The organism is Tamlana sp. 2_MG-2023 (assembly GCF_030548465.1).
Lineage (GTDB): Bacteria > Bacteroidota > Bacteroidia > Flavobacteriales > Flavobacteriaceae > Pseudotamlana.
On record NZ_JAUOSF010000002.1, the window covers coordinates 78,186 to 90,097 of the forward strand.

13 protein-coding genes are annotated in these 11,912 nt (G+C 33.2%); 9 read left to right on the forward strand and 4 right to left on the reverse strand.

What is annotated here, in order from left to right:
* Window positions 1-179: 179 nt before the first annotated feature.
* Genes Q4566_RS03410 through Q4566_RS03420 form a run of 3 tightly spaced genes read right to left on the reverse strand, consistent with a single transcriptional unit; the run spans window position 180 to window position 3,409 of the window.
* Complete coding sequence (locus Q4566_RS03410) at window positions 180-845, reverse strand: 3'-5' exonuclease (RefSeq protein ID WP_303418261.1); 666 nt, start codon at window positions 843-845, stop codon at window positions 180-182.
* Between the two features lies 1 nt (window position 846).
* A complete protein-coding gene (locus Q4566_RS03415) occupies window positions 847-2,766 on the reverse strand; it encodes a DUF294 nucleotidyltransferase-like domain-containing protein (RefSeq protein WP_303418263.1) in 1,920 nt (639 codons plus the stop codon).
* A gap of 28 nt (window positions 2,767-2,794) precedes the next feature.
* Window positions 2,795-3,409 (reverse strand): fumarylacetoacetate hydrolase family protein, encoded by a 615-nt coding sequence (locus Q4566_RS03420; RefSeq protein WP_303418264.1) that lies wholly within the window; start codon window positions 3,407-3,409, stop codon window positions 2,795-2,797.
* A 210-nt stretch (window positions 3,410-3,619) separates the two neighbouring features.
* On the opposite strand from Q4566_RS03420, the gene Q4566_RS03425 reads away from it, so the two are divergent.
* Window positions 3,620-5,392: an ABC transporter ATP-binding protein gene (locus tag Q4566_RS03425; protein ID WP_303418267.1), complete on the forward strand. Its 1,773-nt coding sequence runs from the start codon at window positions 3,620-3,622 to the stop codon at window positions 5,390-5,392.
* 5 nt (window positions 5,393-5,397) lie between these two features.
* Window positions 5,398-5,925, forward strand: a complete 528-nt coding sequence (locus tag Q4566_RS03430; RefSeq protein WP_303418269.1) for a DinB family protein — start codon at window positions 5,398-5,400, stop codon at window positions 5,923-5,925.
* Here Q4566_RS03430 and Q4566_RS03435 read toward each other — a convergent pair.
* Window positions 5,912-7,117, reverse strand: a complete 1,206-nt coding sequence (locus Q4566_RS03435) for a multidrug effflux MFS transporter (RefSeq protein ID WP_303418271.1) — start codon at window positions 7,115-7,117, stop codon at window positions 5,912-5,914. The two genes, Q4566_RS03430 and Q4566_RS03435, sit on opposite strands and share 14 nt — an antisense overlap.
* A 287-nt stretch (window positions 7,118-7,404) precedes the next feature.
* Between Q4566_RS03435 and Q4566_RS03440 the strand changes: the two genes are divergently transcribed.
* From Q4566_RS03440 to Q4566_RS03470, 7 genes are all read left to right on the forward strand, one after another.
* Window positions 7,405-8,061: a TetR family transcriptional regulator C-terminal domain-containing protein gene (locus tag Q4566_RS03440; protein ID WP_303418273.1), complete on the forward strand. Its 657-nt coding sequence runs from the start codon at window positions 7,405-7,407 to the stop codon at window positions 8,059-8,061.
* A gap of 9 nt (window positions 8,062-8,070) precedes the next feature.
* The gene (locus Q4566_RS03445) at window positions 8,071-9,375 is read left to right on the forward strand and encodes an AarF/ABC1/UbiB kinase family protein (protein WP_303418275.1); all 1,305 of its coding nucleotides are present in this window, start codon (window positions 8,071-8,073) and stop codon (window positions 9,373-9,375) included.
* A gap of 49 nt (window positions 9,376-9,424) precedes the next feature.
* Window positions 9,425-9,718, forward strand: a complete 294-nt coding sequence (locus tag Q4566_RS03450) for a type II toxin-antitoxin system HigB family toxin (RefSeq protein ID WP_303418277.1) — start codon at window positions 9,425-9,427, stop codon at window positions 9,716-9,718.
* Between the two features lie 2 nt (window positions 9,719-9,720).
* Window positions 9,721-10,080: a type II toxin-antitoxin system HigA family antitoxin gene (locus Q4566_RS03455; RefSeq protein ID WP_303419252.1), complete on the forward strand. Its 360-nt coding sequence runs from the start codon at window positions 9,721-9,723 to the stop codon at window positions 10,078-10,080.
* A 128-nt stretch (window positions 10,081-10,208) separates the two neighbouring features.
* On the forward strand, window positions 10,209-10,793 hold the full coding sequence (locus Q4566_RS03460) for a Crp/Fnr family transcriptional regulator (RefSeq protein ID WP_303418279.1): 585 nt from the start codon (window positions 10,209-10,211) through the stop codon (window positions 10,791-10,793).
* 95 nt (window positions 10,794-10,888) lie between these two features.
* Window positions 10,889-11,242, forward strand: coding sequence for a SnoaL-like domain-containing protein (locus tag Q4566_RS03465; protein ID WP_303418281.1), 354 nt, complete (start codon window positions 10,889-10,891; stop codon window positions 11,240-11,242).
* A gap of 27 nt (window positions 11,243-11,269) precedes the next feature.
* Complete coding sequence (locus tag Q4566_RS03470) at window positions 11,270-11,848, forward strand: YceI family protein (RefSeq protein WP_303418283.1); 579 nt, start codon at window positions 11,270-11,272, stop codon at window positions 11,846-11,848.
* Window positions 11,849-11,912 lie beyond the last annotated feature (64 nt).

An 11,912-nucleotide genomic window follows, 5' to 3' on the forward strand; every position in this document is an offset into this window, starting at 1 on the left:
TTTTTTTTTAAAACTGATTCTAACTAGGTATTAGTTTTGATATTGAAATTTGAATGTACGAGGAGTTGCATTATTTTTAGTTCGAGCGCTTTTCTAGTCAACACACCAATCTCGACTACGCCTGTCTGTCGATAGCTAGAATCGATTTGACATGCCATTGTAAAGTTTAAAGTGAAGGCCTATTTAGGAAGCAAATAACCCCAGTTAAGATGTTTTCTTTTGTCCAAACGAGAAAGGGTTTTTAAAAAAATTAAGGCAGTAATAAGCGCATCGCCTGTAGCGGTGTGCCTGTCTACTAAAGGAACATTGAGTTCTTTCGCAAGCTCATCCAAAGTGAATGGTTGGTCTTCATCCTTATAAATGAGGTGAACGGATTTTTTAAATAGATGACCAGTATCAATGAATTTGTTTTTCAATTTGCCTAAACCATGTCTTTCCAACATTTTATTAATCATGTTCCGATCAAAATTTGCATGATGGGCTATCAAAACATCACTTTTTATATAAGCTAAAAATGACTTGATCGCCTCTAGCTCTGTTTGCTTCTCAACTTTACTGTTTTTTAAAAGACCATGAATTTTAACAGATTCTGCTTTAAAAACATCTTGTTTAATGTATAGTTCAAGAGATTTACTGACTTCAATTTTTTTGTCTATAAAGGAAACAGCTCCAATAGATAAAACGCGGTCTTCATTAAAATCAAAACCTGTAGTTTCAGTATCAAAAGCAACGAATCTTGTCGATTGGATGTTCTTATTCATTTTACCTTTGAAACCTTCAAGGTATTCTAACCAAAAATCAGGGTGGTCACTTTTTTTATCTAAAAACCAACTGAACAACTTCATATTAGATAAAGTTTTTTAAATCGAAACGTATTTTGATGACTTCTTGAATTTCGTGCACTGGTTTTAAACAACGTCTTAATTTTAGTTGTTCCTCTTTAGTAAGACTCTCAATGTCAATGAATTTTCCAGAATCATTATGAAGAATGCCTTGCTTCGTTTTAAATTTGGAAAGCGCTTTGAAGGCGTAAGAACATGAGTGGTAAAGGGCTTTACTGTTCGGGTCTAAAAGTGCTAATTGCTCAAATCGATCAGCGGTGTTATTTATGCCTTTAATATTATTTTGTAAGGTGAGTAAACGCGCAGCATCAACCAAGGGCATTATAGTTCTATTTTTTATATTGAAAAGATCTTTTTGTTCTTGACTTTTTTCAACAGCAAACTGTTTAAAGAAACCTAATGGTGATGGATTTTTAATAGCGTCACGACCTAAGAACTTAAAAAATATAGAGGTTTGCTCTAACGCTTTATAAATAGCATTCGTGAGTTCTTCAGCTAGTGTATCTTCACCATAAACGGGACTGAAATCAAAAAATATAGAAGACAGTAGAATGGCTTTTTCATCGGGATGTAAAATCCAATCTTCAAATTGATTTTTCCATTGTGAAATTGAAATACACCATTTTGGATTACTCGCCATCATATCGGCCTCGCAATATTCAAAACCAACTTTGTTTAATGATTTTGTAACAAGTTTAGCCAATTCTAGAAAGTATGTTTGAGTTTCTTCGTACTTATCACTAGCAACATCCTCAAAAATAATAGCATTGTCTTGGTCTGTGAAAAGCATTTGCTCTTTTCTGCCTTGACTCCCTAAGGCAATCCATGAGAATTTTACTGGCGGATTAGTTGGCATTTTTTTCAATGCAATTTCAATAGCTCGTACGGTAACAGCATCATTAATTTGCGCAATAACTTTAACAATATGACCAACGGGAATGTTCTGTTCCAAATAGTTTTTAAGTAGACTATTGGCTTTTAACCTTGCTGAACGTAGCTTTTTTGTACGATTTGCTCTTTTAATTTCCTTTAAAATGACGCTAGGGTTATTACCTAGAGTGGCCAAAACATCGTGATGTGTTAAAACACCAACAAGTTTTGAGTTCACCGTACCATCTTTAGTTATGCATAAATGACCAATATGATGCTTTATCATTTGTAATTGACCTTCGGCAACGGTTAAGTCTCTTTTAGAAGTAATAACTGGCGAAACCATAATATTTGTAACTAAAGTTTCGATAGGGAATAAGCCCGTTGCTATTTTGTTTTTGATGTCACTATTTGTAATAATTCCAACTGGTTTGTCATGATCGTCAATGACGATGATACAACCAATTCTATGATCTCTCATTTTGATGGCTGCATCTTTTATAGTTGAATCTAAAAGGCAAGTAATGGGCTTTTTTGTGTAATTCGCCGTTTGAAAATTTACAATATCTTGTGCACTGTTTGGTAGGTAATCTATAAATATTTTGCCATTTTCTTCAGCAGTATAAGGGTCGTATGCATTTGTAGCAAAAGCAGTAATTAAAAACTTATTAATGCTAGCGTTGTTTTTGGTTACCGAAGTAAAAGTACTAATAGGAATCGCATAAACTATAGATTCTTCATTCGCCGTAGCCGATAGTTTATAGTTTTCTTTCGCTATTAATGGTCTAATACCAAAAACATCACCAGCATCACTTATGTTAACGATTTCTTGCGTGTTTTCTGCAGTAGTATGTAATAATTTCACACCACCATTTCTAACCATATAAAAATCTGATTTTGCAGCATCGCCTTTTTCAAATAATGTATCTCCTTTTTCCAAGTATATGATAGAAACTTCTTTTGAAATTTCGAATAAATCTTGGTTATTTAATAGATTAAATGGGGGATATTTTATTAAATAATCAAGTACGCGTTCTGCAATAGAGTTTTTCATAGGGTATAATTAACACCTTCGTTTTTTTTTAAATAAGTTTAAAGTCTAATAATAATTCACCTTCAACAGAAGCTTGTAAATGATCTCCTTTAACATTTTGACCAGCACCAGTGGCAGGTGTTCCTGTAAAGATTAAATCTCCAGGTTCTAAGGTCATGAATTTAGAAACATAAGCAATAATTTCGACAAAGTTGTAAATCATATCACTGGTATTTCCAACTTGTTTTTCTTCACCGTTTATTAATAAGTTAAAGTTGATGTCGTTTAAATCTGAAAAATTAGAAACCGGTTTAAAACCAGCAACAGGAGATGCGCCATCGAAACCTTTAGCTAAAGCCCAAGGCCCTTTGTTCTCTCTACTTGCTGCAAGAACATCTTTAGCCGTATAATCAATACCAATACCAATTTCACTTATGTAAGAGGCTGCATCGGCTTCAGAAATATCTTTTCCTTGTTTACCAATTTTAGCAACTAATTCTACTTCAAAAATCAATTGTTCTGTAATAGATGGAAAAATAATGTCTGCGTTGTTTTCAACTAATGTGCTTTCTGCTTTTAAGAAGATGGTTTGGGCGCCAGTTTTAAGGGCTGAAACTTCACTTTTATCATTTACGTAGTTTTTACCGATGCCTATAATTTTCATGATTTTGTATAATTTTAATTGTTAATTTTCTGGCAATAAAAGTAATGAATTAAGCTATTTTTCGTCCTACTTATTATATTTATTTTTTAAACGCTAACGTTAAAAAATCATTGTTTTTTTACGAATAATTACCGATTGTTAATTGTCTTTTTAAGTGATAGAATAACTTCTCACTAAAAAAACATAACTTGTCGCACTCAATATAATTCTATGAAACACCTTCAGGAAACCACTACAAAAAAAAATAAAAAAAAGTCTAAAGTTACAATGGCTCAAGCCTTTAAAACTATTATTTGGCCAAGGCGTAATCTCGTATTTATTGGTTTAATTTTGATTGTAGTTAGAAGTGTTGCAGGGCTTATTCTTCCTTGGCAAAGTAAAGTGCTTTTAGATGAGGTGGTGCCTAATAATGATATGTCCCAGCTATATACATTAATTACTATAGTATTAGCAGCAATTTTAGTACAAGCCTTAACGTCGTTCGCGTTGACTCAAATCTTAAGTGTACAGGCTCAGTTTTTAATTAGTGAATTAAGAGCTCAGGTTCAGAAGAAAGTATTGTCATTACCCATTAGTTTCTTTGATAATAATAAAACTGGAGGCTTAGTTTCTAGAATAATGAGTGATGTCGAAGGTGTTAGGAACTTAATCGGGACGGGATTAGTACAACTTGTGGGCGGAACGTTTACGGCTATTATTTCTTTAGTAATTTTAATAAAATTAAATGCCTGGATGACCCTTTTTGTGTTCGTTCCACTTTCAATTTTTGGTTATATTGCCTTGCGAGCCTTCAAATATATTCGTCCGGTTTTTAGAGTACGAGGAAAGATTAATGCTGAAGTTAAAGGGAGATTAACTGAAACGTTAGCAGGCGTTCGTGTGATTAAAGCGTTTAACGCTGAAGAACAAGAGAATCAAGTTTTTGAACAAGGCGTGGAGCGCTTATTTAAAAACGTAAAGAAGAGTTTAACGGCTACAGCTATAATGACGAGTTCTTCAACTTTTTTAATAGGTTTAGCTACTACTGGAATCATGGGCATTGGTGGTTATTATATGATGCAAAGTGAGATGACTGCAGGTGATTTTCTATTCTTTACTATGGTGCTCGGTTTTATGATTGCGCCTATTGTGCAGATGAGTAATATTGGGAGTCAGTTAACCGAAGCCTTGGCAGGTTTAGATCGTACTGAAGAGCTCATGAACATGACTGCGGAAGAAGATAACGAATCTCGCACCATTCAACTTAAAACCATAAAAGGAGATGTTGAGTTTAAAAACGTGTCTTTTGGTTATGAACAAGGAAAGCCAGTGCTTCACAATATCAGTTTTAAAGCCCCTGCAGGAACCGTAACGGCTTTGGTGGGAAGTTCGGGTTCTGGAAAATCTACCATTGCCGGTTTGTCTGCGACGTTTTTGAATCCGAACTCGGGTGAAGTTTTAATAGACAATCAAGATTTATCCAAGGTAAAACTAAACAGTTTCAGAAAGCATTTGGGTGTGGTTTTACAAGATGAATTTTTATTTGAAGGGACCATTAGAGAAAACATTCTTTTTCCTAGACCTAATGCTACCGAATCAGAATTACAAAATGCCATTAAAGCCGCTTATGTCAACGAATTTACCGATCGTTTTGATGATGGTTTAGAAACTTTAATTGGAGAACGAGGTGTGAAACTTTCAGGCGGTCAACGTCAGCGATTAGCTATTGCAAGAGCTATTTTGGCAGATCCGAAGCTTATTATTTTAGATGAAGCGACCTCAAATTTAGATACAGAGAGTGAGGCTTTAATTCAGAAGAGTTTAAATGAATTGGTAAAAGATAGAACCACTATTGTAATTGCTCACCGTTTAAGTACCATTAGAAAGGCCGATCAAATTTTAGTTATTGAAGCAGGACACATTGTGGAACGAGGTACACACGAAGAACTGATTGCTAATAATGGCAGATATTACGATTTATACACCTATCAAGCGAAAATATAATTTTTATGAAAGTTACAGAGTTAGAGACTTCCGAGTATAATAATTATTACCAAATGTATATAGAAAAAGTGCCTAAAGGTGTAACTTTTTCAGAAGGTTTTTCAAAAGGAAGTGAAGCCGTTCTAAACTATTTTAAAAGCCTACCTGACGATAAACTCAATTACAGTTACGCTCATGGAAAATGGACAATTAAGGAAGTCCTTCAGCACATTGTTGATACCGAACGTGTATTTAGCTACCGCTGCTTTAGTATTGCCAGACAAGATAAAACGCCACTTCCAGGATTTGAGCAAGACGATTATGTAGCGCCTTCAAAAGCAAATTCGAAATCTATAGAAGACTTAATTGAAGAATATGAAGCTGTTCGTAAAAACTCGATCATACTTGTGAAAAGTCTATCGGAAGCAGATTTAAAATGCGTTGGGACCGTTAGTGGTGGTAACATGTCCGCCAGAGCAGCTGCTTTTATTATTTTAGGTCATGAAATACACCATTTAGATGTTTTGAAACAGCGTTATTTTAAGAGTGAATAATCTGCTTTTTCCTTTTCACCACTGTAAAAACAATAAGTGACAAGGCACCAAAAATAGAGAATCCTATAAAAATAGGAAGTACAGAATGCTTAACAAAACCACCTATATAATTTGCAATAGGTACAGCCATAACAGTAGATAAAAAGCCATTTATCGCGGCGCCAATTCCTGCAATGTGTCCAATAGGCTGCATGGCAATGGCTCTTAAATTTCCGAAAAGGAAACCAACAGCGAAAAATTGTAAAGCAAAAAAGCTTAATAATATAAAAATATTAGGGTTTTTACCAGACCAAAAAAGAATGACATAAAGCACAGAAACTACAGCATAACCAATAGTAGCGACATGTGCTATACGCCACATACCGTATTTTTCAACTAAGCGGCTGTTCATAAAAGTAGCTAGTCCTATTGAAATCGCTAAACTCGCAAAGATGTAAGGGAACATTTCTGCCAATTGATACTGTTCTTGAAAAATCTGCTGGGCAGTGCTTAAATACACCATAAAAGAGCCTGTAATAAATCCTGAAACTAGGGTAAAGGCAACAGCTTCTTTTTCTTTAAAGAAGGCTTTTGTACCATTCACAAAAAGTCCTGGTGTAAATTTTATACGTTTTTCCTTAGGGAGTGTTTCTGGTTGCCGAAGCCAAAACCAAAACATAATAATTACTCCAAAAATAAGATTGAAATAAAAGATAGATTTCCAGCTAAAATAAGCCATTAATAATTGTCCAAGCGTAGGAGCAATAACGGGAACAAGGATGAAGAACATGACAACTACAGAGATTATTTTTGCCATATAATCGCCTTCAAAAGAATCACGAATCATAGAAAGTGATAAACTTCTTGGGGAAGACAAACCAATACCTTGTAAAATTCTACCAACAATCATGACTTCAAAACTTTCAGTAGTGACGCAAATAATACTGGCTATAATAAATACTGAAAAGCCAATAAATACAATGGGTTTTCTTCCGAAGCTATCTGATAACGGTCCGAAAATGAGTTGTCCGAAACCAATACCAAGAAAAATCATGGTAATTAATAATTGATTGTCTCTAACATCAATCACACTTAAATGCTTGCCAATTTCTGGTAAGGCAGGCAGTAAGGCGTCTATGGATAAAGCGACTATAGACATCAATGAAGCCATTAATGCGACAAACTCAAATTTAAAGTGCTCTGATTTTTGCATTTTGCAAAAGTAAATTAATTGAACGCCATATTCGTCAACTTAACGATATATTAAGACAATGATATTATTTCGGTATGCAGTTAACTTGTGAGTAGGAGGCATGACTTAAAGAGGATAGCGTATAGATAGCGTTTTGATTATATCTAAGTAAATGCGCTCCTAAAACAATAGAATGTTAAAAGTCTCATAAAGAGCGTTAAAAACAGTATTAAATCTACCAAGTTTTCTTTTAATTATGAATTAGGTTGTAATTTTATAGGAAATGGTTTTTTAAACTCAAACATGCTATGGCTAAAAAGAAAACACTTACCGGAGAACAGCTTGTGAATTTATATATGGATTATGTTTTAGAACACGATAAAGTGCCTAAAACAGTATATGCTTTTGCAAAACATAATAATTTTGAAGAGCAGAATTTCTATACTTTTTATGGATCGTTTGAAGCCCTTGAATCGCATATATTTAAAATGTTTTTTGAGAATACGTTAAAACTGCTTCATGAAAGTGAAAACTATCAATCGTTTGATGCAAGAGGCAAACTATTAAGTTTTTATTTCACGTTTTTTGAAAACCTAACAGCCAATAGAAGCTTTGTTTTATTTGCTTTAAATAAGCATGAAAACAAGTTGAAAAATCTAAAATGCTTATCTAAATTAAGACAAGAATTTAAAGATTATATTGGAACTTTAGAGATTGAAACCATTGAAATAAAGCAAGAAAAAATAGATAGGTTTCAGCAGCAAGGTTTAATGGAAAGTGCTTGGGTGCAACTATTAGTAACCCTCAAGTTTTGGATGGAAGATAGCTCGCCTTCCTTTGAAAAGACAGATGTTTTTATTGAAAAATCTGTAAATACAAGTTTTGATTTCTTGGATGTAGCACCACTTAAAAGTTTGATGGATTTGGGAAAATTTTTGTTTAAGGAAAAAGTGCAAATGCAATAATGAATACTTATGAAAGCAATTAATAAAATTCCTGTTTCTAAAATAGAACGCGCTTCAAAATTAGTGTCTACTGGAGCCAAAATAGGCGTGAACTACATAAAATATTATGGTGATAAAATCACGAAATCTGAGCTTGAAGCCAAGGATAAGTTAAATGAAAATAATGCTTCAGATATCTACGATGGATTAAAACAGCTTAAGGGAAGCGCTTTAAAAGTGGCTCAAATGTTAAGTATGGAAAAAAGCATCATGCCGCAAGCTTACGTTGAGAAATTCTCGTTAGCTCAATTTTCTGTACCGCCACTTTCTCCGCCATTAGTTTTAAAAACTTTTAAAAAATACTTTGATAAATTACCAGAAGATTTATTCGATACGTTTGATTTAAATTCTGTTAATGCCGCGAGTATAGGGCAAGTACATATTGCTGTGAAAGATGGCAAAAAGCTAGCTGTTAAAATTCAATATCCTGGTGTTGCAGATAGTATTGCTTCAGATTTGGCTATGGTTAAACCTATTGCAATGAGTATGTTTAATATAAAAGGTGAAGGTTCAGATAAATATTTTAAGGAGATTGAAGGCAAACTTCTAGAGGAAACCGATTATATCTTAGAAGTTAAACAAAGTAAAGAAATCTCTGAAGCTTGTAAACACATTCCGCATTTAACATTCCCGAAATATTACGAGCAATGGTCGTCTGAACGCATTATTACAATGGATTATATGGAAGGCGAACACTTGTCTGAATTCACAGCATATAATACCAATCAAGAGTTAGCAAACCAATTGGGACAAGCACTTTGGGATTTTTATATGTTTCAAATTCATAAATTAAAGAAAGTACATGCAGATCCGCATCCAGGAAATTTTTTAGTATCTAAATCATGCGATTTAATTGCTTTAGATTTTGGTTGTATGAAACAGATTCCAGAAGATTTTTATGTGCCTTATTTTGAATTGGCAGATAAAAAAAACATGGGTAATCCAGAGCATTTTAAAGCGAAGCTATACGAACTTGAAATTTTAAGAATTGATGATAGAGCTGAAGAAGTTAGTTTCTTTACAGCTATGTTTCATGAAATGTTAACCTTGTTTACCGAGCCATTACATCAAGAGTACTTTGATTTTTCAAACGCGGAGTTTTTTGGAAAGATTGCAGATTTGGGAGAGAAATATTCTAAAAACACCCAGTTGAGGAAGTTAAATGCAAATAGAGGCTCCAAACATTTCATTTATATGAATCGTACATTTTTCGGACTCTATAATTTAATGTTCGATTTAAAAGCACGGAATATAAAAATAAACACTTGGAATTGAATTACCGTTTTGGTAACTTTTTATTATATTTGTGTCAAATATTTTAATAGTGAGAGTTATTGCAAAGGGTACTTTACGAGGTTTTTGGGAAAAACATGCCGATTGTGAAGAACAATTAAAGTCTTGGTATAGAGAAACCGAAAAAGCTGATTGGAGCAATATAAATGCTTTAAAAAGTGAATACCCAAGTGCAAGCATCTTAAAAGATAATCGAATTGTTTATAATATTAAAGGAAACAATTACCGGTTGATTGTAAAATTTAATTTTGAATTTCAAATATGTTGGATAAGGTTTATTGGAAAACATGCAGAATATGACAAAATTGACGCAAATAACATTTGATGATGAATATAGCACCAATTAGAAATGAAAACGACTATCAAAATGCTCTAGAAAGACTTGAGGAGATATTTGATGCAAAAAAAGGCACAGGGCAAGGGGATGAGCTTGAAATCCTTTCTATTCTTATTGATCGTTATGAAAACGAGAATTTCCCTATCGGGATGCCTGATCCTATTGAGGCTATAAAATTCCGTATGGAACAATTGGGCATGAAGCAAAAGGATCTAGCTGAAGTTGTCGGGTTTAAAAGTAGAGTAAGCGAAATTTTAAATAAAAAGCGCAAACTAACTTTAGATATGATTAGAAAACTGAATGCCACGCTTCATATTCCGACGGAAGTATTAATTCAAGAATATAAGTAACTAAAAATTATAGTAATACAAGGTGGTTTAAATTACGATTAAATTTTATACTTCTGAAAAAAATAATCAGTTTAATATATAATGATTTATTTTCGTGTTAAATCAAATTGCCACGTATAGTTAAACGAATGAACATACAACCACTTTTAAATTACATTAAAAACCATGTTGCTTTAACCGAAGCGGAAGAAGCAATTTTAACTTCAAAAGTAAGCTACCGTAAATATTTAAAAGGACAGTTTATAGTTCAGCAAGGCGATGTTTGTAAATATGAGTGTTTCGTCATTTCAGGTTGTACAAAAACTTATTTTGTAGACGATGAAGGGCAGGAGCACATTGTCATGTTTTCTGTTGAAGATTGGTGGACTTCAGATATAGGGAGTTTTATCACTCAAACACCAGCCGATTTTAATGTGCAATGTCTCGAAAACACAGAACTCATCATGTTTTCTAGTGATATTATTGAAGACTTGTATATTGAGATACCAAAATTAGAGCGTTTTTTCAGACGTATAATTGAACGCGCTCTGGTGGCTTCTCAAAAACGAATTATAAGAAGTTTTAGCCTTTCTGCAAAAGACAGGTTTCTGTATTTTAGAAATCAATATCCGCAAATAGAACAACGCATTCCGCAATATATGATCGCCTCTTACTTAGGTATCACAAAGGAATTTCTTAGCAAAATAAAGAGTCAGATTATCTTAGAACAGTAAATGTTAATCTAGATTAACTTTATTTAATAACCTACTTCATTTTATAGATTCTGCTTGTTTCAGAAATTTGTATCATAATTATTTCAATAGAAATTATGAATAAATTAATTGAAAACATTAGCAATCTTAACGATATGATTCTTCAAGGGAAAACCTTGGAAGCATTCGATTTGTATTATGATGACGATGTGATTATTCAAGAAAATAATAACCCAGCCTGTGTGGGGAAAATAGAAAATAGAAAGCGTGAAAAATGTTTTTTTGACTCTATTACCGAATTCCGTTGTGCTAAACCATTACATGTTACCATTGGAGAACGGATTACCATGGTCGAATGGCATTTCGATTTTACACATAAAGATTTGGGAATTAAAAATTATAATAAAGTTGTTGTGCAAGAGTGGCACGACACAAAAATTATAAAAGAACGCATTTATTACGGATCATAAATTATATAACAAACAAAAAAAATTAGCATGAAAAACACAATTAAAAAATTAGCAGTAGTAGCCTTAGTAACTGTATTTGCTTCATCTTTTACAACAATAGGTGGTGAAAAAAAGGCGGTTAAAACAGAAGAGAGCACTGTAGTTTGGAAAGGCTATAAAGTAACAGGGTCTCACGAAGGTACTATCGCTATTAAATCTGGAACCTTAGAGTTTGATAAAGATAAATTAGTAGGTGGTGAGTTTGTTATAGATATGACAACAATATCAAGTACCGATTTAGAAGGGGAGTATAAAGGTAAATTAGATGGCCATTTAAAATCTGATGATTTCTTTGGTGTTGAAAAATTTCCAACTTCAAAATTAGTATTTAAAAAAGTTAAAGCTTCAGGGAAAAACGCTTACAACGTTACAGGAGATTTAACAGTTAAAGGAAAAACACATGCTATAGATTTTACCATTTCTATCTACGGTAGTAAAGCAACAGCGTCATTAAAAATTGACAGAACCAAGTATGATATCCGTTACGGTTCAGCAAGTTTCTTTGACGATTTAGCAGATAAAGCGATTTATGACGAATTTGATATCGTTGCAGATCTAGAGTTTTAATAAAATACATTTCCTATTGAAAAAGAGGATTATTAGCGTTTTAGGGCACCCAATTAGGGTGCCT